16 protein-coding genes and 2 pseudogenes are annotated in these 22,902 nt (G+C 43.7%); 3 read left to right on the top strand and 15 right to left on the bottom strand.

Annotated elements, in window-relative coordinates:
* Window positions 1–212: 212 nt before the first annotated feature.
* The 3 genes and pseudogenes from CHI14_RS02265 to CHI14_RS02255 form a co-directional block, all read right to left on the bottom strand.
* Window positions 213–1,535 (bottom strand): annotated as a pseudogene (locus tag CHI14_RS02265) (IS3 family transposase).
* 157 nt (window positions 1,536–1,692) lie between these two features.
* On the bottom strand, window positions 1,693–2,667 hold the full coding sequence (locus tag CHI14_RS02260; RefSeq protein ID WP_095286808.1) for a hypothetical protein: 975 nt from the start codon (window positions 2,665–2,667) through the stop codon (window positions 1,693–1,695).
* A 346-nt stretch (window positions 2,668–3,013) separates the two neighbouring features.
* The gene (locus CHI14_RS02255) at window positions 3,014–3,472 is read right to left on the bottom strand and encodes an NUDIX domain-containing protein (RefSeq protein WP_095286807.1); all 459 of its coding nucleotides are present in this window, start codon (window positions 3,470–3,472) and stop codon (window positions 3,014–3,016) included.
* A 245-nt stretch (window positions 3,473–3,717) separates the two neighbouring features.
* Here CHI14_RS02255 and CHI14_RS02250 point away from each other — a divergent pair, with 245 nt between their 5' ends.
* Window positions 3,718–5,043, top strand: a complete 1,326-nt coding sequence (locus CHI14_RS02250; protein WP_095286806.1) for a PepSY domain-containing protein — start codon at window positions 3,718–3,720, stop codon at window positions 5,041–5,043.
* 193 nt (window positions 5,044–5,236) lie between these two features.
* Here the strand turns inward: CHI14_RS02250 and CHI14_RS02245 are convergent, their stop codons facing one another.
* The 5 genes from CHI14_RS02245 to CHI14_RS02225 form a co-directional block, all read right to left on the bottom strand.
* A complete protein-coding gene (locus tag CHI14_RS02245) occupies window positions 5,237–7,516 on the bottom strand; it encodes a glycoside hydrolase family 95 protein (RefSeq protein WP_095286805.1) in 2,280 nt (759 codons plus the stop codon).
* 291 nt (window positions 7,517–7,807) lie between these two features.
* Window positions 7,808–9,457, bottom strand: coding sequence for an ABC transporter substrate-binding protein (locus CHI14_RS02240; protein ID WP_095286804.1), 1,650 nt, complete (start codon window positions 9,455–9,457; stop codon window positions 7,808–7,810).
* 34 nt (window positions 9,458–9,491) lie between these two features.
* Window positions 9,492–10,418 carry a carbohydrate ABC transporter permease gene (locus tag CHI14_RS02235; protein ID WP_095286803.1) on the bottom strand — a complete coding sequence of 309 codons (927 nt, stop codon included), beginning with the start codon at window positions 10,416–10,418 and terminating at the stop codon, window positions 9,492–9,494.
* 27 nt (window positions 10,419–10,445) lie between these two features.
* Entirely contained in the window at window positions 10,446–11,300 is an 855-nt protein-coding gene (locus CHI14_RS02230; protein ID WP_095286802.1) for an ABC transporter permease, read from the bottom strand.
* 337 nt (window positions 11,301–11,637) lie between these two features.
* Complete coding sequence (locus CHI14_RS02225; RefSeq protein ID WP_095286801.1) at window positions 11,638–13,956, bottom strand: helix-turn-helix domain-containing protein; 2,319 nt, start codon at window positions 13,954–13,956, stop codon at window positions 11,638–11,640.
* A gap of 332 nt (window positions 13,957–14,288) precedes the next feature.
* On the opposite strand from CHI14_RS02225, the pseudogene CHI14_RS30400 reads away from it, so the two are divergent.
* Window positions 14,289–14,417 (top strand): annotated as a pseudogene (locus CHI14_RS30400) (type I methionyl aminopeptidase); the annotation flags it as partial.
* A gap of 90 nt (window positions 14,418–14,507) precedes the next feature.
* Here CHI14_RS30400 and CHI14_RS02215 read toward each other — a convergent pair.
* A complete protein-coding gene (locus CHI14_RS02215) occupies window positions 14,508–15,338 on the bottom strand; it encodes an SDR family oxidoreductase (protein ID WP_095286800.1) in 831 nt (276 codons plus the stop codon).
* A 45-nt stretch (window positions 15,339–15,383) separates the two neighbouring features.
* Window positions 15,384–16,136, bottom strand: a complete 753-nt coding sequence (locus tag CHI14_RS02210; protein ID WP_095286799.1) for an SDR family oxidoreductase — start codon at window positions 16,134–16,136, stop codon at window positions 15,384–15,386.
* 116 nt (window positions 16,137–16,252) lie between these two features.
* Between CHI14_RS02210 and CHI14_RS02205 the strand changes: the two genes are divergently transcribed.
* Complete coding sequence (locus tag CHI14_RS02205; RefSeq protein ID WP_095286798.1) at window positions 16,253–16,696, top strand: MarR family winged helix-turn-helix transcriptional regulator; 444 nt, start codon at window positions 16,253–16,255, stop codon at window positions 16,694–16,696.
* Window positions 16,697–16,853: 157 nt separating this feature from the next.
* On the opposite strand, the gene CHI14_RS02200 is transcribed toward CHI14_RS02205, so the two are convergent.
* The 5 genes from CHI14_RS02200 to xynC form a co-directional block, all read right to left on the bottom strand.
* Complete coding sequence (locus tag CHI14_RS02200; protein WP_170947990.1) at window positions 16,854–17,324, bottom strand: NUDIX domain-containing protein; 471 nt, start codon at window positions 17,322–17,324, stop codon at window positions 16,854–16,856.
* A 236-nt stretch (window positions 17,325–17,560) separates the two neighbouring features.
* Window positions 17,561–17,983, bottom strand: coding sequence for a DUF3237 family protein (locus CHI14_RS02195; RefSeq protein ID WP_095286796.1), 423 nt, complete (start codon window positions 17,981–17,983; stop codon window positions 17,561–17,563).
* A 274-nt stretch (window positions 17,984–18,257) separates the two neighbouring features.
* A complete protein-coding gene (locus tag CHI14_RS02190) occupies window positions 18,258–19,997 on the bottom strand; it encodes an ABC transporter ATP-binding protein (RefSeq protein ID WP_095286795.1) in 1,740 nt (579 codons plus the stop codon).
* Between the two features lie 142 nt (window positions 19,998–20,139).
* Window positions 20,140–20,790, bottom strand: a complete 651-nt coding sequence (locus CHI14_RS02185) for a hypothetical protein (RefSeq protein WP_095286794.1) — start codon at window positions 20,788–20,790, stop codon at window positions 20,140–20,142.
* Window positions 20,791–20,927: 137 nt separating this feature from the next.
* Window positions 20,928–22,601, bottom strand: coding sequence for a glucuronoarabinoxylan endo-1,4-beta-xylanase XynC (xynC, locus tag CHI14_RS02180; protein WP_095286811.1), 1,674 nt, complete (start codon window positions 22,599–22,601; stop codon window positions 20,928–20,930).
* Window positions 22,602–22,902 lie beyond the last annotated feature (301 nt).

Here is a 22,902-nt window from a genome sequence, read left to right as displayed (position 1 = left end):
GAAAAACATATTTTATTAAATACAAATACAATTTTTTACGATCTTCATTCTTAGATAAGATAGAAAGGGAATAACTGAATCTCGTATATGAGAAAGACATTTAATATTTTCTTTATATAAAATATCCCAATACTGCAAAAATAAGTACTGTTTTAAAAAAATGCTCTACGTATAGAAAAGTGTACCCTTTGTAAAGGACATTTTGAAAAAAACTAGGCAACTTGTTGAAGCTGCTGCCTGTATTGTACAGGCGGCAGCTTTTTCAAATTCCATTGCCCTCGATCATGATTGTAATATGTCATGTAATTCGTAATTTCTCATTTTACTTCTTCTAGTGTTTCGCATTCTTTGATGTTGGTTTCATCCTTAAAATGCCCAAAGAATGATTCTTGGGGAGCGTTATCCCAACACTTCCCTCTACGTGACATGGATTGACTTAATCCCATTTTTTTCACTACAGATTGGAACTGGGGGCTTGTATAATGAAAACCCTGATCGGAATGGATCAAAGCATCTTTGGTTAAATGCCGATGTTTCTTTAATTTACGAAGCGTTTTTAGCACTAATTCCATACGTAATGAAGAAGAAACTTCATACGCTAAAATTTCATTCGTCTCTGCGTCTTTAATCGTTGATAAATACGCCCGTTTATTGCCTTGGTACGTTAAATAGGTAAATAACACCTTTCCAGCTTCTCCTGGCTTAAACTGGCGTTGCAACAGGTTTGGACATGTCCGATTCTCTTTCGTTGCCTTTGCCATTCTGCGGGCCGGATTCGCCTTTCGAATGGAACAGATGATGTTGAATTTCTTCATGATCCGGCGAATACGTTTTAAGTTATATGTCATACTGTATTGATTTTCTAGTGTCATTTTGATTTGGCGTGCTCCTTTTTTTCGTCTACGAAAACGATACGCCTTTAAAATGATTTCCTTCACCCGTTCATCTGCTTTGGCTTTAGCTGCGCGCTTTTGCTCGGATTTTTCAGTGAAGTAATTGTAATACCCCGAACGTGACACTTCCATGACATCGCATAGTTAGCTAACTAACCGCTTCAATTTATATGTTTTGATCGTATGATGGATGAATTCAAACTTCAGCTGTACTGCCACTTTTATTTCTTCTTCAACATCTGCCTTTCGAGTAGATCGAGCTTTTTTAGTAGTTCATTTTCCGCTTGTAACAATCGATTCTTGGCTTCTAATCGTTCAATCTTTTGTTCTAATGTTAATTCACGTTTCCGATGGGCGACCCGAATTCGTTTTACGTGTATCCTGTAAACCTTCTACACCCGCTTCACGATACGAAGCACGCCAACGTTTCCCAGCAGAACGGATGCGCTCCAAACCAATGCACTCCGCATCTAGGCCAGCTTCTTCGAAAATGTCACGAGGAAGTACACCCTGTTCGTTTTGTGCAATGAAATGGCGCTTAAATTCATCGGTATATGTAATTGCTTTTTCACTAACAGCGATTACATTTGGATTCCGTTTTAGCAGTTCTTGTTCTTTCTTCGTCAGTAATCTTTTCGTCATACCATTTCCGCTCCGATATCTTTTTTTTCATTATAAACAAAATACCCTATAAGATGGACTTTTTTCAAAGTGTCCATCTTATAGGGTACATTTTATAGCAGACAAGGTTCTTTTGACACCTGTCTATACGTGGAGCATTTTATTTCTAACTATTATTTTATTGAGCTTGAATTGTAAAAGTATTTTCCCATTCCCATTCATCGCCAACATAAGAACTGAAATCTACTGATATTGGACCAATAGAGATATCAGGTATAATGAAGGACCAAGGATGAGAATATCTTGTTACCCATTTACCTGTCGTTCCTTTATAGGATACTGGAATTCTAACTATATCTACCAAAAATCCACCAGTTTCATCAGCTACAGAACCATTGTGAGAAAAAGCACCAGAGCGTCCATAAACACTACCTTCATTTTTTATTTCAAGGGGCTTCTGTGTTAAGTCCCCAAGTACATATCTCCACCATTCACCATAATATCTTACGCTTGTGGTATGAGATTGCCAAGCATGTGCTATTTTATCAGTAAATTTATATGTTACATTCTTACTGAAATTAAAATCATCACCATAACTAAATTCAAATTCTGTTGCATTAGGTGACTTACCCACATAACCTAGTACACCCTTTCCAGAAAAAGAGCCATCAGCTTCTGATCCCATATCTAATGGTGCAATTGTTATGTTTGTGTTTAGTTCATTATTTATTTTTGCTACCTCTTTTTGTCTAAGAGCTTCAATTTCATTTTTATTCTCGTCAGTAACCAAAAGTCTTCTACCATCTGAAGTTCTAAAATATCTTTTAAGTTTTGTTTCGACTGGAATCGAAATTCCACCTTGGGAAGCATAATACTCTTTTTGGGACCTTGGCATTTTCTCTATCACTTCATCACTCATTTTCATTTCTCTTAAAATACTTTCTAGTTGAGTGACTGATAATTTTTCAGTATTTTTGATAGGTACAACACGTCCATCCTTTCTTTTTTCAATAGTGAGATTAGAGTCAATTGCGATTCTTTGAGTGATCATATCATCACCATTAACCGAACTTTCTTCTTGAGCACTAGCAATAGAAGTAGTAATAAGAATTAACAATAATAAAGAACTAAATGACATTAAAATCTTTTTCATGATAAATACCTCCTATATATAGAAAATAATTACATTCAAAACCGTACCATACAATATCTTTTTTTGCAATCTTTTACATGTTTATTAAAATAATTTAATGGTTCATTTAGTATTTTTTTGTATTCTGCATCAACCTCTTTATGCTAACCTGGATGCTATTTCCACCTCATTATTTACATTCTGTAAGTACTCTACAAACGCTCAATATTGCACTCAATTCCAGCCTAAATACAAGCTACTGCTATAATTCCTTTTGTATATCACAGTACGATTGAGTGTTCTTGTCCCTCGACATCATTGGATGCTTTTCTTATAAATGAACCATGTTAGATACAATAATCTCAGTCTACATACTAGGATTGCCTGGTTCCTCATTTCCTAAATACATCTCGGTTTTTTCCCCATTTAATAAAAGCTGAATTTGCTTTCGCAATTTGGAAGGATACAATGGTTGTCTGATCAGGTTATCGATATCAAGCCATTCATAACGGACGTGATCTCCGTCACCTTGGAAAAGTAAATGGTCCGTTAATCCTTTATACTCGCATAAAAACACAAAATCCACACGGTGAAACGCCTCGCCATATACGCCTTCAATGACAAATTCCAATGAATTAGGAATGATCTCTACTCCAATTTCTTCTTCGACTTCACGCTTTACTGCTTCAGTTAAAGTCTCCCCCGCACTTTGGCTTCCACCAGGAAGTATATAAAAAGCATCGCCATCATCGTCTATCTTAATTGCCAACATTTTTCTGTCTTCAATAATTAAGGCCTTTACGGAATTTCTTATCCTTCTCTCCATCTTATCTACTATCCCCTATATTCCTATTGATTTGATTCTCAGGTTCAGTTGCACTTAAAACTAAGTTAACATATCAGTCTCAACAAATTCTGAACACCTCTAATGTATTTTTCGTCAGTATTAGCGTACAGATTTAGTCAACGGGCAAGAAAATAATATTGGTAATATTTACTCATTAAACAGTGTTCACATCTTTGTTAAAGTGGATAAGCATTATGAAGACATAGACAGGAGTTTTAATAGACATGAACGTTCGCACCAAATCCATCATTGGTCTGCTTTGCGTGACGACATTAGCAGGCGCGTATTTCAGCTATACGGAGCATCAGAATAATCGACAATGGGAGCGGCAGCAACAGAGCAGTACGCAACACTGGTCGAATATACAATCAATCTACCTGCGCGATTTCGACTATGCGCTTGCGGAATCCCTTGCGGCATCTACGATTGCAGATCGGCAAGCAGCACTTCAATCTGCGATTAAACATGCCAATATTATCTCGGAATATGTAAGGATCGGATTGATCACGATGAACTTTCAATCTTCGTCCTCGTATGAGTGGTTCATCACGGAAGGCAGCCACTACTTGGCCTATCCCGCCAGTGAGAAGGGAATGTCGCTCACCCCGGATCAATTAGAACAAATTCAGCGCTTGAGAACGTTCGCGAGGACCGCTCTACCGTATCTCGAGCAGATGAGAAAGAAAGCTTTTGATTCCTCTTATTCAGATATACAACAGATTTCGACCGAAATGGAAGAGGCCTTGTCTAAGCTCGACCCGGTCTTCACGTCCGGCAATAAAGCCTATAATGAATTCCGGTACAACCAGAATCCTTACATACCTCTGAAGCCAGGGACCGTTTTCGCCGGTGAAACCACGTATACGGCTACGGAGCTTGCGGCCAAAGCGAAAATTTTCATGGGGGAGGCTTGGAATAAAGGGGTAAGTAAGCAAATCGTCCACCTGGCCTCTGGCGGGAGCAGCCCCGAGTTCGGAGAAGTCATGGATTTCAGGTTATCGGACACCGAAGGACAATCAACCAGCTCCTATACCGTAACACTAAGTAAAAGCGGACACGTGCTCCAAGTCAGACGCAAGGGCTCGATCTCCAAAGATGCTGCTGTAGAGCAAAATATGGACTTAAAGCAGTTTATCGAAGTTGCGGACGCATGGATGACTCGCTGGTCTGACGAACGTCTGACATTAGCAGCAAAAGAGATAAAAGAAACTTCCATTTATCTCGTCTATATTCCAGTCCGGGAGCAAATCTCCATTCCGCAGATGAAAGTTGTATGGCGATTTGATCGCCGTACCGGTGCGTTGATGAGTTTTGATGCGTCTAATTATTTTTCACATTATAACAAAAACTTCCCCCTTCACCCGAAGCTGACAGCGGAGCAAGCCTCTGCGAAGCTTGGCCCATACGTAAACGTTTCGGGTAAGCCAAAGCTGAAGCTCCACAACGACAAACTCGTCTATGCATTTCCCGTCACCGGGATCGAAGGCGTTTCTCACGTATACATTAATGCTCGCACAGGCGCTGGCGAAGGCATTGACTATAACCTGTAACCTATAACCAAAAGAGGCAGCCTCGCGAATACCATCGCTTTGGACTGCCTCGTTTTTTGGTTTTTTGTCACATTAGATTAAATCTCACGAAAAACACATCTGAATCTTTCTAAATTTCACTCTTTCCGTTCATCCGTAGCACAATGAGCTGGATACTCTGCTTCTACCGAAGCAGATCGATTTATTAATCCGATCATTGGGTTTGTGACAACATTGTAGACGAAGTCGGTGTAAACGTATACGTTCCGCCAGCTTCTGCGTTGAAAGAAATCGGCTTAAGGCCAGGACCTTCCAACTGACAACGTCCAGCAATTGAACTTTTTACGGTGACTTCAGTAATTTCAGATTTTGCCCAGGAAAATCCAATGGTATATCCACCTCGGGCCCTGAGCCCCTCCACACTCCCTTCACACCAGTTGTCTGGTAAGGCAGGCAGAAGCCGGATCACATCGGTGTGGCTCTGCATTAACATCTCAGCAATTCCAGAGGATCCCCCGAAGTTGCCGTCAATCTGAAACGGAGGATGATTGTCAAAGAGATTGGGCAACGTGGAGTGCTCCAGGAGCGCTCTTACATTTTCATAAGCCTTCTGCCCATCCTGAAGTCTTGCCCAGAAGTGAATAATCCAGGCCCGGCTCCATCCGGTATGCCCCCCACCATTGTCCAATCTACGTTCGAGCGTTGTACGTGCGGCCTTTGCGAGTTCCGGCGTGTGTTCTGGAGTGAAGCTCTCTCCAGGGTACAAACCAAATAGATGTGAGATGTGCCGGTGCCCCGGTTCCACTTCTTCGTAATCCTCCATCCATTCCTGGATTTGCCCGTTTTTGCCGATTTGTGTTTTCGGGATTCGCTTCAGAGCAGCAGCAAGTTCTTCCCTAAACGTATGGTCCCTTCCGATTAACTCGGCACTTTGGATGCATGCAGTGAACAGAGCCTCGATGATCTGAAAATCCATCGAAGCGCCAACGCATAGCACCCCAATCTCCCCATTTGGCAGCTTGTAACTGTTCTCTGGAGAGACGGATGGACAGGTAATCAGACGGCCATCTGCATCCTCAATCAGATAATCAAGGAGAAACTGCGCCGATTCCTTCATCGTTTCGTATGCTTCTTCCAGAAAAATGAGATTCTGACTATAGCGATAATGCTCCCATAAATGCAGGCATAACCAAGCAGCACCCAGCGGCCAGAAGGAAGCTGGCAGGTAGGTATCCTGAGGGGCCGTGTCTGCCCAAATATCCGTATTATGATGTGCGGTAAACCCGCGGCAGTCATACATCTTTCGTGCCGTGATTCGGCCAGGCTCCCGCATTCGCTCAATCAGATCGAACAAGGGCTCATGGCACTCGGCTAGATTGCAGTTTTCGGCGAGCCAGTAGTTCATTTGGGCATTAATGTTGATCGTAAATTTGCTGTCCCATGGCGGAGTGAAACTGTCATTCCATATGCCTTGAAGATTAGCAGGCAAGGAGCCTGGCCGGCTTGAGGAAATCAGCAGATAACGACCAAACTGAAAGTAGGTTTCGATCAATTCGGGGTCTTCTTCTCCCCTTTGGAACTGTTTTAATCTCTCATCCGTCGGCCCATCATGACGATCAGAACTTTTGGACAGGTTCAACGAAACCCGGCTGTACAGTTCATGATAATCCGATGTATGTCGTACAAGCAGTGTTTCATAAGGAATCCGGCTGAGTTCTTCCATACGAAGTTTAGTGTGTAATTCTGGATCTTCCTGGCGGAAAGTCGTTTCGGCAGCAAGCAGCAGTGTGACCGAGTTCGCGTCCTTCACCAGCAAATACTCGCCAAGGAGCTGACAGCTACCTCCTTCTGGTATCGCTTTCAACACAGCTGCGAAGGAGCTGCCGTCTTTACCACCGCATTCACCACGCATAATGAGTCCACTCTGCTCCCACTTCTTGGTTTTCTCCAGGTATCTCCAATTCTGACGATTGAATCGGGCCTTCATGGACAAGGCATTCTTCTTGTCTGTTGTGATTCGGATGATGATGGCTTGATCCGGATGACTGGCAAACAGCTCACGAGTATAACGGGTACCATTAACATTATAGCTAACCCTGGAGATGCCCTGGTTTAAATCCAGCTCACGTACATAGTCTTCAACAGGACCATCATGATTGCCGAATGATAACTGCAGCTCACCAAGTGGCACATAATGTCTTTGGGCTTCAGGAAGCCCGGCCATCGTCATGCTGGCCATCTCTTCAGCCTCCCGAAGTTTCCCTTCCATGATTAACTTGCGGATATGGGGCAGATTGGGCAGTGCATCTTCGTTATTCCGATCCCGGGGGCCCCCATACCACATCGAGTCTTCGTTTAACTTCAAACGCTCCTCCGCTACGCCTCCAAATATCATTGCCCCAAGCCGACCGTTCCCGATTGGCAAGGCCTCGTTCCATATCTCTGCTGGTTTGCCGTACCACATGCGATGATTGTTCCGATTGGATTCTTTCATTCTGAACCTCCAATATAAATTTCAATGAATTTCAACGAATGATAAGAGATTAATCTCATATTAACATCCCAACAAAGAATAAAAATAACGTATTCATGCAGATCCATACTCTTTCATGATATGAGGATCGAAAAAGATCATGTATTGGGAGATTTTCTTCGATAAACATCAATGAGATTGACTGCCTGCCATAAAAGATTACGGACCTGATTCGCAAGAATGCGAACCGGCCCGTGTTTAAGAATAATCGATGATTTGTCGCCAAGATTAGATTATACCTAATTATTCTTTTTACTTGGAAATGGATGAAGAATCATAGGCTGCCTGCATAATTTCGAGGTAACGCTTGATGTTGAGGCCTTCCAGCCCTTTCACATAATCGTCCCAATCCTTTTCCAGACTCTTAGCTCCTGTGATGAATTGCAGGGCATTCTGGTCAATATAATCCTTGAGGTTCGTCTGCATCATGCTTGTTTCGTCCGCATTTGCCGGGTCCACCCATAGTGCCCAATGCGGAAAAACTTCCTTGGGTTCTTTGCCTTCCATCAAGAGTGTTGCCTCATAAAGTCGGCGCTCATAACCGTCACCTGCATAGATGTCCTTGCCTTGTACTTCGGCATCGCGGTATGCCCTGTGGTGATTATATTGACTCAGCGCACCCCAGCTGTCATTACGAGGCTCCTCACCTGTGGGGAGGGGAATCGCTTTGTAGAGTGGTTCCACCTGATCATTAAGGGCCACGTCGCCTTCCTCCGGCTTGCGCCAGCTGGTGCCCTCCTCACCCAGATATGCACTCATGGCTCCTTCTTGTGTGTAGAGATAATCCAGCATTTTTATGGCTGCAATCTGTGTCTCTTCACTTGCCTTGTTTGTGAGGACAAACGATGCTCCAGGGTCAATCGGATAGTTATAGGTCGCATAATTGGCATGCGGCCCTTTCAAAGGAGCAATCGGATTATAATCCTTACCATACGGAGCACCCTCAGCTGTATTTACAAAAAGAGATGGGTGCATGGCTGCACCTGCGCCAAGAAGCTGCGCATCCGCATTATCTCCAATTTTTTTAAAGGCCCCCACATTTTGCGTGAACGCACCAGGGTCAATCAAACCTTCATCATACAGAGACTTGATATAGGCCAGTCCTTCCTTCCACTCTGGTTTGTTCGCAACCGTATCAACCCGGCCATCCTTTGCAATGAGATAGGTTCTGTCATCGTCGTAGATAAACCCGTTCATCAAATAGGGAATGATGTGCACGCCGAAGTTTTCAATGGAACCGCTCAGCGGGACTTCATCCGCTTTGCCGTTGCCGTTCGGGTCCTTGGTTTTGAATGCTTTTAGCACTTCCTTAAATTCTTCCGTCGTTGTAGGCTCGGATAAGCCGAGCTGCTCTAGCCATTTCGTATTCATCCACATTTTGTTCGGATATGAGCAGTGGAAACATTCATTCAAGCCCGTCAGACCGTAAATATTGCCGTCGGGTGCAGTGTTCATTGCTTTATAATACTCACTGCTGTCCAGTACCTTTTTGATATTCGGTGCGTATTGCTCAATTAGATCATTGAGCGGCACAATGACACCTTGCTGGCCAAATTTCAACAAGTCCGTTTGAGAAAAACGGTCCACCCATGGAATGAGCAAATACAGATCCGGGTAATCCCCCGAAGCCAATGATATTTGTCTTTTTTCAGCTGCGCCGTCAAAAGGAACCGTCGTCCAGTTGATCTTCACGTTAAACTTCTCTTCCATCTTTTTCGTAAACTTGTTCGTTAGAAGGTTGGTATCCGAACTTTGATGAGCAAACACATTAATGGTCACATTGTCCCCGGATGAAGGGCCGCTCCCCTCTTCTCCGCTGCCCGGATTGGATGATGAACATCCCGCCAGTGCCACAGACAGAAGCAGTATACAAGCAAGTAAGAATGACCCTGTTTTTCTCAAATAGACCCTCTCCCTTATGAATGAATGTAGTGAACTAGCCCTTGACGGAGCCAATCAACATGCCCTGAACGAAATATCGCTGTACAAACGGATAAATGACAAGTACCGGCAAGCTGGCCATCACAATGAGTGAGAACTTCATCAACTCAGCCATTTGCTGCTGCTTCACCATCTCTCCCACATCCATATTTCCCGTGCTGTTACTCAGAATCAGAATGCTGCGGAGAATCAACTGAAGCGGATAGAGCGATTGCGTTTTTAAATAAATCAGGGCATCAAAATACGCATTCCACTGCCCCACGGCATACATCAATGACAAAACAGCGATGATGGGTTTGGCGAGCGGCAAAATGACGCTGAAAATGAAACGGATATCACTGCATCCGTCAATATCTGCTGCCTCGGACAGTTCTTCCGGGATGGAATTCTGAAAAAAAGTACGTGCGATAATCACCTGCCACACCCAGATGGCATTAGGAATCAACAGAGCCCAGCGTGTATCAATCAGTCCCATGGATTTAACCACCAGGTAAGTTGGAATTAATCCGCCTGAGAATAACATGGTGAATGTAATAAACATCATGAGAGGGCTGCGCCCAACAAAGGTTTTTTTGGAAAGCGGATAAGCAATCATAATGGTCAGTGCTACACTAATGATTGTTCCTATTGTGGTGTAAAATAACGAATTGGCGTAACCCATGATAACCTGATCGTTGCGCAATACAGACTTATAGCCGTCGAGTGTCATATCAACAGGCCACAGCCAGACTTTTCCGGATGTAACTGCTGCCGGGCTGCTCAGTGAAGAGCTTACGATATAGATCAGTGGATAGAGTACTGCAATCAAGACAACCGTCAGAATGAGGTAGATGATGGCTATAAACACCCGGTCCCCAAAAGATTCTCTGATGGTGCTCCTCTGACTAACCGCTGAACCCGCTTGGGATTGCAACTTGCTCATCTGATTCCCCCCTTTCCTTTTGCCGCATTACCATAAGCTTGTATTGGACAGACGCTTGGCAGCAGCATTGACCGTTAACAACAGAATCAGGTTAATAAGCGAATTAAAGAGGCCAACTGCGGTAGCAAAGCTGTAATTGGCATTTAGCAAACCCATTTTGTACACATAGGTGGAGATAATCTCGGAAGCCGATAAGTTCAACGGATTTTGCAGCAAATAAATTTTTTCAAATCCGACGGCCATGATATTGCCAACGCTCAGAATCAGGATAATGACTGCAGCAGGCAGCAGGCCGGGCAGATCGATGTTCACCATTTTCTGAAACCGGTTAGCTCCATCAACCTTGGCTGCCTCGTACAATGAAGGATCAATACCCGCAAGTGCTGCCAAATAGATGACTGCGGAATATCCCGTGCTCTGCCAGACATCCGAAAATACATAGATGGAACGAAAGAGCCCAGGCTCTCCAAGGAAATTGACCGCTTCAAAACCAAGCGTCCCTGCAATTGTGTTCACAATGCCCAGCCGCGGCGATAGGAAAAGCATGATGATGGATACCATGACAACGGTTGAAATAAAGTAAGGTGCATAAGTAACCATCTGTACCGTTTTTTTGAATTTGGCGCTCTTGACTTCGTTCAACGCCAGTGCCAGCAGTATCGGGACTGGAAAACCCACGACCAAACTGTAAAACGAAATATACAGTGTGTTTTTGATCAGGGTAGCGAACGCCGGGTTTTGGAAAAGCAGCTCAAAATATTTGGTGCCCACCCACGGACTTCCCCAGATCCCCTTGATCACGTTGTAATCCTTGAAAGCAAGCACAGCATTAACCATGGGCACATACTTGAAAATAATGAAGTACGCGACGGGAGGAATCATCAACAGATAGAGCTGCCAGTGCCTCCTCCAGCTTCTGGACAAGGCCAGTTTCACTGCAGATCGCCTGCCTTGTTTTACTACCGTTTTACCATTCGAGATTGTCGTTCTCAGAATCATCCCCCCAGTAGGTAGCCTATATGAATAAGGCCCTCTTTTTTTGATAGCGCTTTCTTGTTCGTAATCATAAGAGGGCGTCCTTAGTCACGTAAAGGTACACTTTACTCGATGAGGTACGATTCAAGGACAACAAGGCCGAGAAGCCTGATATGGCTTTATTTTCGCAAGAATTTTTTTAATGTTTTTTCTTGAATTGATAATCATGATTGTCCCAGCTTCATTACATTTCGTTCTCCATCTGGCGAAATGAACTAGGCAAAACACCACGGACTCGCTTGAAGGCTCTCCGGAACGAATGCGCGCTGTTGTATCCGGTAGTTAGAGCAATCTCATCGATCGTCCGCTCAGTCTCACGGAGCAGTTCAGAAGCTTTGTTAATTCGTACCTTCTCCACATAGTCGGAAAGGTTCTCACCGGTATACTCCTTGAATAATTGCGAGATATATTTTTCCGGTTTACCCATTTGTTCTGCAATGCGATATACCGTTAAGGTTGCATCCGCATAGCGTTCCTGAATGAAAGCCATCGTTTCGTTGATAATTTCAGCATGCATATTGGATTTTTTGCGTTGTATGTCCAGGCAGACGTCTTTCGCCAGTTGATGAAACTTGTCCCGGAGTGCGGTAACACTGTCCGTTACCTGAATAGCCGCAATTCGATTCTTAAACTCATCGACAAGTGCTTCGTCCAGCATGATTTTGGGTTCCAACTTCAGAAATGTTCCCTTCAATTCCACAACGAACTGCTGTGTCATGTCATAAGACAGCTCCCGCTCGGTAAAATTGCAGTGGAACAACTGATCCAGAACCCGATCCGATTCTTCCATTTCACCCGCCTTCAGCGTATTGAGCAGACGCTGTTCGGACTCCATCGGATAGTAATACAATTCGGTTTCCTTGACGGTGTCCTCGAATCTCACCAGATGCTCCGTTCCCATGTGAATGGCATATTCCAATGCTTGCCTGGCCTCGTTAAACGAACGGCCAACATCATTCCACACCTCATAAGAAGCACCCATTCCAACAGTGGTCGATACCCGGTATTCCCGGTAAACTGCATCCATCTGTTTGCTCAGTTCGGAAACCGTTGTGTGCATGGCTAAATCCGAGGGTTCAACACTAAGCGGTTGTACAAAAGCAATCTGGTCTGTTCCCCAGTCTGTTATCAAGATATCTGAATTCCATGTCGTCAAAGCTTCACGCACGATAAGCCTCGCGACGCTTAGTTCTTGAATAATTTCTTCGCTATCCGGACTTCCATAACCGTCTACCTTCACAATCCCTACAACCCCTCGGCTCGTATGAAGAGGTATATCGGTCTGGGATGAGAGCGCCTCCAACTCGGGGATGGTGTAAAACTCACCTGTCAGCAGACGTTTGATAAATCCATCCCGTAACATGGGAATCTGTTCATTTAATGCATTCTTAAGTACATGGTTATTGGTAATTAGGCTGGTGATATTGCTTGCCAAAAAATCATATTCGTTGCTTGTCTTTCCAGGCAGCCCTATATCCTGTTCCCGGAAGGCCGACAGAAGCCGGTGAATCGGTGCGCTGTGTCGGTAAGCCAGCATTAGCCCAATCAATAATCCAATACCAAGTGTTGCTAGCGTAAAGGTTAAGGTAACCTGCTTGATCTGATCGGCCTTTACCATAAGCGCACCTTCGGGGATGCCAGCCATGTAATTCCAGCCGTTTTGATTGGAGTGAATGGAAATAAGTAGCCGCCCGTCGTCCATTGGCATCACTTCATCGTTCTTGTTAGCAGGCATACTTTTCAAGTTTTCCGCCTCGGCTTCATCTATACCACGTGAAAAAATAATATCCCCATTCGAATCTGTCACCAATGTCCACCCGCCATATTGCTCCACAATATGTTGAGTCAAACTCGCCATCTGATTCTCATCAATCATGACGCCAATGGTAGCCTGCGGCTTGTTGAAGCTGTTTAAAGGAATCGACTGAAGAAACGTGATGGCTGGAGCGTCCACAAACACACCACTGAGAATCTCCTTCTTATAACTTTGTAGGGGAATGATTTCGTTTAAATGCGGCTTTTTTAATACATTCTCTTTCCACGCTGTGAACGTTATGCCTTCCAGGCGGTTGGCAGCAAAATAATGCTCAGGTCGGTAGTAAACCGTCGTAGGCGTAATAATGACATTATAGTTGGGGATATAGATGAAAAAACGAGACAAATAATCATTCGTACTGCTGTACATGGACAGGCTGCGCTGCATGCGGCTCAAACCATAGACATTATTGACGTCATGCGGCTTGGGATCAGCTATTAAACGGTTTAAATCCTGGTTAATGGCCAGTTGTCTCGTGAAATCCTCAACCAGCATCAGATTTCGTTCAATAATTTCCTTGCTCAGGTTGAGCGATTTGAGGCTGTTCTCAATCGAGCTGGTCCTCGCTGCTTCAATGGATGTTCGATAGGAGGCATATCCGGCAATCTGAGGAATCATGAGAACTATAAGATACGAAATCATGAATTTGCGAAACAAAGGCGAGAATTTGGACCATAAGCGCTGCATATGTACCCCCTTCTTTCGTAAGCGTTTTCAAAACTGTTTTGTTAATGATACACCTATCATTTGCACCAGGTGAAGGTACAACTTCTTCTTTTTGGTACAAATACTTAAAATCTTCTCCAAGACTGAAATATTAATTACAACGTCCCCGCTATTTCGCTAATTCCAACCTGTACGGGTTCGTTTTCAAACGTTATTGCCGCAGGTGGTGGTTTATTGTTACTCATATTTCCCGCACTCAGCTGGCCCAAGTCATAACGAAAAGAGCCGATCACCTTGATCGGCTGCCTTCATTTTATCGAACATTAACAACCTTTTTGCATTTTACCCCACCAGGATCTTACTTCCTGACCATCGATCCCGACGGCTGGACCGCACGGACGATGGACAACAAGCTTGCCGCGCAGTACGAACATACCATTGCTATCACGGCTGAAGGTCCACAAATTCTAACCCTCCAATAGAACAAATATAGGTCTTATTAAGTAATGAGATTTATTGTCTTAATAGAAAAATGCTCCCGCATCTGTGATCAATGTACGGGAGCACTTCATTTAGTTGCTGAAGTAGTGAGACTGTTGAAGGTCGGCGATCAGTGTAGGTTGCACAGGCCTCCATCCAAGAAGTTCCTGAGTTGCAACGCTTGATCTGGGGATATCCAGTGCTGCAAGTGTGCTGAGGAAACCGAAATGGGCGTCTGCCTCTTTTCGTGAAATACTGACTACAGGCACATGGAGTTGTTTACCTATCTCACTTGCAATGTCGCGAAAGGGTACACCTTCATCTGCTACCCCATCCAATCGTGAACCAGCAGTTGCCTTTTCCAGCGCCAAGCAGTACAGATGCGCGGCGTCTAGACGGTGCACAGCTGGCCAACGGTTCTTCCCCTCTTCGACATAAGCTGAGAACCCTTTTGTTTTAGCAATGCTGATCAGGTTTGGCACAAATCCTGTATCACCCTCACCGTGGACTGAAGGACACAGCTCTACAATTGATGTCCGCACTCCGCGCTTAGCCAGCGATAAAACCACGTTCTCCGCTGCCTCTCCATTGGCGTGTGTGGTAATTACGAATGGCTTGCCGGACCCTTCCAGTGCCGTCCCCATTGCTTCTACGGCGTGCAGATCAGCTGCAAGTGCCCCAGCGAAGTTTGAGAAATCGTGATTAAACGCAAGATGAATGACGCCATCCGCAGCAGCTGCTCCACTACGAAGACTGTCGAGATCATCAATGTCACCGCGGTGCACTTCTGCCCCAGCCTCTGTTAGTTTCGCAGCGCTACGGTCTGAACGCACAAGACCGACGACATGATGACCCCGATCCATAAGTTCACGGATAACAGCCGAACCGATGTAACCTGTTGCTCCTGTTACGAAAACACGCATTATGAAATCCCCCTTAAGCTACAATCCTTTGTTGTTTAACTATAATTACCACGCGATGGGTCCATCCTCATCTGAGAACGTTCCTGTTGGACCGTCTGCTCCAATCATTGCCAACCGGACTGCTTCACGTGCCCCTTGTTCAACACTTCGAGTACCGGCAAAATTATTGAGCGCAGTAGACGTAAAGCCTGGACATGCCGCATTGACTTTGATGTTTGTCGATTCAAGTGCAAAAGCAAAGGCAAGTGTTACCGCATGGACAGCCGATTTAGATGCCGAATAGGCTCCATACATCGCACGATGTGAGTTTTCCGGGATAGAGTTCCAGCTAAGGGAACCTCCGGTACTACCCATGTTGACAATGCGTGCTGCCGGAGCCTCACGCAACAGTGGCAGCATGGCCTGCGTGACAGCAATGACACCAAAAACATTGGTTTCATAAACTACACGAATATCTTCGAGCGATGCAACAGTTAAAAGCCCGCTCGCCGCGCCACCACTTGGAAACGAATCACCTGCTCTACCTGCATGTGAAATACCCGCATTGTTTACAAGTACATCGAGACGTCCAAATTCGTTCCGAATATGACTTGCTGCATTAACGATGGAATCCTGACTTGTCACGTCGAGCTGGATCGCATGAGCATTCGAACCGATACTTCGGGACGCAGCCTCTCCATTCTCAAGGCTGCGTGCTCCCACGAGTACTGTGAATCCGTGTTTCGCTAGATCCTTCGCAATTTGTAATCCGATACCTTTGTTAGCTCCCGTGACCAGGGCGATAGGTTTATCATGCATAGTTATAATCTCCTTCTTTGACAAATGATTTTTTTAAAAACGTTATAGTTGACGTATCAACCTAAATCAAAGTTAGCACATTGAAGTTGACGCGTCAACCATGTTATTATTCTCCTATGGATAATAACGAACTAAACCAAGAAGAAATGCGTATATGGCATATGTGGAAAGGTACCTTTCAGACCATATTCGGTCGTGTAGTCAAAGAGATGTCCGATCACACAGGACTATCCGAGGGTGATTTTGGTGTATTGGATCGATTAGTCCTTTTCGGGAACGGCAGCCTTCGTCAACAGGAATTAGCCGACTCTATGGACTGGGATAAAAGTCGGTTATCTCATCATCTGAAGCGTATGGAAAAACGCGGACTCGTGATGAGGAAACCCCTAGACTTAGATCGCGGAGTACAGGTCAGTATCACTCCCACCGGAAAATCAATGTTGGATGATGCTCGTCCCTTCCTCTCGAAGGCAATACGCAAACATTTTTTTGACCAATTAACGGAACAAGATATTGATTTGATTACTAAGCTGGCGGAAAGGACAAACACAACGTCTTAGCTCATAATAAGCCCACATTTTTACATGTTTGATAAAGGTCGTGGTAAGGTTAAGGCAATCGAATTGAACTAGTTTAAAAAAACAAAAAAAGCCGATCACCTTGATCGGCTGCCTCCTTGCTTCTTGAAGCAATCATTTCCTTTAGCTTAATCATGTATCACACGAATTCAATTAACTTCCTATCTATTTCTGCGATATCACCTATCTCCGATGTACCATCCCAAAGAATAATTGAAGAAGCTTCATCGTTTTCAACAAACTCATGAAGTTCGCACAGTTCCCCCATAAACAGAGCCCCATATTCTGTCCGTTCAGGTCCATGGAAACTTGGCTGAAGTCTAAACTTCATTAATCCTTTAAATTCAGCCGTGTCCATAGGTTGATTGGTTTCCTCAAACAATTCTCGAATGACACATTGCTCAGCGTTCTCACCAGCTTCAATCATACCTCCCGGCAGTTCCCATTTGTTTCTCCACTTATTATGCATGAAAAGGTACTTCCCTTGGCACTTCACCACAATTAGAGCATGTGTGAGTGGAGCATCCAGTGTCATTGAAATGAGCTTATCATACTCGATATGAATAAATTCCAAAAAAATGTTGCCTTTTGAATCCGCCATGATTGCCATGTACACTCCTCCGTTTCTGTTGTAACAAAAATAAAAAACGCGCCAGACGAAGTCCCCGCGCGTTGTATCTCGCAGGATGGGAAGCGCGTATAGCGTTAACCCATCCCAATTTTTCAAGGAATGGATTAACGCTCTCCATGATGATGACATTGTTTTAATTCTAAAATAAACATCGTCCATTCTCCTAATCAATTTATGGAAATAATACCCACTTTCGTGTTTTGTGTTGATCCTAACTATACGTTTCTATAGATATGAATATCTATTCCTTTATTCGAAGGTATGCCTTCGCCCATTAGTTCATCCTTGTTCAAATAGGACAGGGCTTGGCTGTTCGTGATGATTTTAGGAGAGGTTCGAAACAATACATTCTCCGGTTTCTCATCGAACATCCCATTATTCTCAATATACATTTTACAAGCTTCACCTGTATAATCCTTACCCTGAAGCATGTATCTTGCGGATAAGCTATGCCGACCGCCATTCGGGCCAATAATTTGAGTATCTACCCCTCCAGGAAGAATGTCACCTTCGAAATATTTTCCTGTGACATGCCCACTAAAAGAAATCATGACTACGGAGTCGCCATCATGATTATTGGAGAGATCCGTAGTATCCCCTATCGCAACATGTACCGTGAATACTTTTTCCCATGCCATGAAATTCACCTGCTTTTTAAGTATAGAGTCATCTACAATCTTATCGTCAACAGTACTGTTGGACTGGAATAGTCCTTAAATAGCAGTTATAAATGCGTAGAGAAAACCTTATAACATATCTTCTTATAAAACATTAGATCACTAGTAACTTCAACCTTCAATCGTAAATATATTGACACACGGCAGAAGGCACTGATTGCAATTTGATTTTAGAGGGCAGCCCAATTTCTTCAATTCAACATGATGTTATTCCTTTCCTCCAAAGATCACAAATCTATATCTTCTGTTTCTCGACCATCTTATAATAAATTCCCTTTCGAATCAGTAACTCATCCGGGCTTCCTTGCTCTACAATTCGTCCTTTTTCAAGCACCAGGATGTAATCAGCATTCTTTACGGTGGAGAGTCGGTGTGCTATGACCAATATCGTTTGCTTCCCCTTCAGGTTTAACAAAGTATCATTTAAGTCACTCTCCGTCATGGCATCTAAAGCAGAGGTGTACTCATCCAGCATCAGGATTCGAGATTCATTCATGAATGCCCTGGCTAATAAAATTCGTTGGATTTCTCCACCAGAGAGATTGTCTCCGTGGCTCTCCACCTTCTTGTCATATTGCTCAGGCATGGCTTGAACAAATGATTGAACACGAGCCATTTCAACAGCAGTATTAAACCTCAACCAAGATTCTTCATCCATTTCTTCTTTTTCCAGCGGATAAATAATGTTTTCTAAAATAGACTTATTCCACAGCACTCCCTTTTGCGGAGAGTAGCCAACATATTTTCTTAATTCATGTATATCCATCTCCTTAATGGAGACCCCATCCAGTAATATCTCCCCGTCATCTGGCTCTATGTACCTATGGATAAGTTCAAAGATGGTAGATTTCCCTGAGCCACTTAATCCAACAATACCCACGAAATCTCCTGGTTCAATATCCAAATTGAAGTTGGAGATACCGAAGGAGTCCTCGAAGGCATAACGATACGATACATTTCTCATCTGGAGGCGCGGAATTCGGGTATAATCCGGAACTTCAGCTCCTGATTCGCTCTTTTCTAATTCAAGTATTTCATTCAAGTTATTCACGATCACTTTCATACGGCTCATATCGATATTTAACGTAAAAAGCGTCTTGAATATGCCATATAATCTTGGAAGTATAACGATAAATGCCAGCAACGTTCCTGGTGAAATTTGACCCTTCAGGATCAGGTACAGACTATAGCCATACATGATACCTGTAATCAAAGAAATAACCGTGTCAGCAACAAGGTTTATGATCATATGATGGAAAACCCTAGACTGCTTTGAAGCCTTCCAGGCTTCGTCGTTCCAGATGCTCCACCTCTTTTTCTCCGCCTGATGCCCGTTAGACATATGTACCGCTTTTATATTATGAAATAGATCATTCAAATAACTGATTCCCTTTTCCAAAATGTCATAATAATGCTTATCCAGCCTCTCCGTCTTGTTTCTAAAACGCTTGAAGCCATACATAAACACAGGAAATGAAATCAGCGCAACTAACGTCAGTTCAACACTCATAGAGAGCATAATCCATAAAGTAGCGATCAACAAAATGCCATTTGATACGATCGACATGATGGTATCTACCACAAAAATTTCACATAACATCCCCACTTGTGAGGTGATCCGGTTAATAATTTCTCCCCTTCCGATTCTGTCCACATTTCTTGGTCGGGTCTGCAGTAATCGAGAAAACAAACGGAGGCGAAGGTTCTTGGATAAATGGTTCCCCAACTCGTTGTTATAAAATGAGGTAACGCTGTTCAAAGCGGCAAATACAATAGGAATGAGCATAAGCAGCACAATATAGAGTGCAGCCTTCCCGATTTGCTTTCCAAGTAGGATACTGTCAAATAAATCTTTAAACAGGAGCGGTTGAGCGATGGAGACTGCTGAAGCTGAGATATTGAACAACAAAATTAAAAAAATCGTTCTTTTACTTTTAAACAATATCTCAATAATCTCTAACCGAGTTGGATTCATAGGCTAGCCCCCTATGGATGGTTTGCTGCCTTATAACGATGCAAAAGTCACTTTAAATCTCAGTAGAATCTCCTATTGTAACAATAATACTAGCTTGCTTTCATAAGAGGTTTTAGAATCGGGTTAATGATCTCCTTTCTCCTTAGCTCAAAGACTCCGTAATAGAAATTAGCCATTCACGGTTGCTATCTTCGGCCATGACTTCATACTGTAGTGCCTTACCCTTAGTCGGTCCTACCTCCGCCCAGACCAATCTCTGTAATTCATTGTCTCCGATGTAAAGGGCTTCGTTGGAACGAACTGTTAACTTCTCAATCGTTTGTTTCTCTATATCAGGTACCTGAATACGACTTTTAGTCGTTCCAAAAATCCGGAATTGAAATACCGTTTCATCTTTACGATATATTAAACTTACACCAACGAGCGTATCATTCGGTTTGAGATCTCTCACAACATCTTTGCCGGTTTCTGAACTCTCCCTAGCCATTTCATCGATTTCTTCCTCTGTCAGATTGTCAAATCCATAATAAACCTGAATATCCATCACATTAGCATCAGCAGGAAATACGGGCTCCCATGGTGATAGTTTTGCCATTAACTCTGTAACACCTCCGAGCCACTTCACTGCTCCGTAATTTGTTTGCTGACTGATTTTTTTATCAGCGGCAAGATATATCCCTTTTCCCATCCCAGGTTTTAATTGGCGAACAATGCGATCAATGGTATTCTCCTCTTGAGATGAATCGATATTTAAAATGGCTAACACTTCTCCCTCTTCATTCCTCATTTCCAAAGTCTACACTCTCCTTGTAAGGTAGTAAGCACGCAGCTTCAAAATCATGAGTAACCCCCATCCCAGGAACCGATTAGCGGTTCAAAAGCAGGACGGGGGCTTGGCTAATTGTTCTCTACATTGTCATAACGGCACACTTATTGGACTGCAGTGACATTGATGTTATCAATATTTGGCCCTTCTGTACCGGTTGTGACCACTTTAATCGTATTGGTTCCCGAATTCATGGGGACCTGAATGGTTTTTTCACTCCAAGTCGACCAGCTGCCTGTTGCGGGGAAGGGTTCGTTGCTGATGACTTTGGTTCCGTTAACGAAAATGTCGAGATTACGCGTTCCGCTTTCCTGAGCGTAACGAAATTTCACGTTTTTGGTACCTGTTATCGTGTTATTGATGGCATTCCATTGAATGGCCGAACCTGTATACGCATTAAAGTTCACGTATCCGGTCCCAGTGTATCCCGGGTAGAGCGTCTCGATCACGGCATCGGTAAGTGTAGTGCCTGTTTCTGCCTCGTACGTGGTTCCGCTGCCTGGAGTGACACTACCACCGGTAATGTTGGCTACAAACGTGGTTACGCTTTGGGCTGGCAGTTGTGCTGTAAAGGCTCCACCTGATACCGTAATCGGTGCTCCGCTTGCCAGGTTTCGGCTGCTATCCGTAACCCAAGAGGATACAGTGGAAGCGTTACCATTCTGCAGGACAAATTTTTGACTTACAGCCGAGGTGCCGCGATTAATCGCCACAATGACTGCCTTATTATCACCTTTATAGGCTGAAACGAACGTATTGGTATCCGGATTTTTGGTTGCATCGACTCGGTAATAGCCTGGCCGCACGAATTTGGAGAAGTGTGCCATATTATATCCACGTTTGCTAATGCTTCCATCCTCATTCATCGGGCCATATTGTCTCCGAATATACCACCATACATATGCCTGGAAATCCCCTTCGACCATGGCATTATGCATATGGTACGATACGTCCAGTGCCTCAGGCCAGCGATCCGACGAGTTGTTATCACTGTTCGGGTAATACACTTCGGTCATCCACAGTTCTTTGCCGGCTCCCTTTTGCTTAAAGAGCGGGTATGCGAAATCTTTGAACTGTGTCCCGTACGTATGTGCTCCCAGAATGTCCATATTGGCGAGTGCCTGAGGATCATTCAGAATCGGATCAGACATGTTCTTCAAATACTGGAACGATTCAGGTGCCATAACCTTGGTATTTTGAATGGATCCCGCATTCTCCTTCATGAAACGAAGCATTTCCTGCGGTGTCCACCAGGTCCATTCATGAGCATAATCCGGTTCATTTTGTACCGAAATGGCATACAGATTTACACCGTTATCTTTCATATAAGTGACAAAGTCGTTCAGATGCTGCGCGTACGCGGCATATTTGTCGTATCTCAATCGTTTGGCGTTTGTATCCCCGTTGCGATTGAAGGTTTCGACCATGTCGCTTGGCGGATTCCAGGGAGAAGCGAATACGAGCGCGCCTTGTTCTATGGCTCTTTTCGCGGTAGCCACTTCCCTGTACCAGTTATTTCGATTTTCGTCGACATAGATTCTCAGTATGGAAAAACCAAGTTGATTCGGTCCGTTGCCAAAAGCGGTTTCTCGCTGAGCTGCCGTCAAGTCGCCAATCCAGGCGGGATGATTAATTCCTCCAAACCCCTTGATAAGCTGTTTTTCGGAAGACAAATTAATGTTGGCATCACTAGCTGCTGATACGTGTGTCGGCGTTAACATTAGAGGCAGGGCTGTTAAACAGGCCAACAGAACATGAACTGATTTTTTTAAATTCATCTTAAATTTCAATATCTTCACCTTCCTCAAATTGTTGTAGATATGAAAGCGTATTCAAAAATATCAACTTGTCCAGCAGCGAATAGAAATTCATGTACCACTCCCTTTCAAATCAAAAACAAAAACTAGATTTTATTTCTAAATCTTACTATATTATTCATTCAGCTAAAACCTGACAAATTATAGGTTATTTCTGGTTTGTGTAAGTTGGAGATATAGCAGACCACCAGATCAGCAGCTTGGCAGATGTCAAAAATATAAAAAATGACCCCTGAAGAATACAGGAGTCATCTGTTAAGTA

The organism is Paenibacillus sp. 7516 (assembly GCF_002272715.1).
Lineage (GTDB): Bacteria > Bacillota > Bacilli > Paenibacillales > Paenibacillaceae > Paenibacillus > Paenibacillus illinoisensis_A.
Note: the sequence above shows the minus strand (reverse complement) of the source record. Positions and strands in the feature narration are given on the sequence as shown.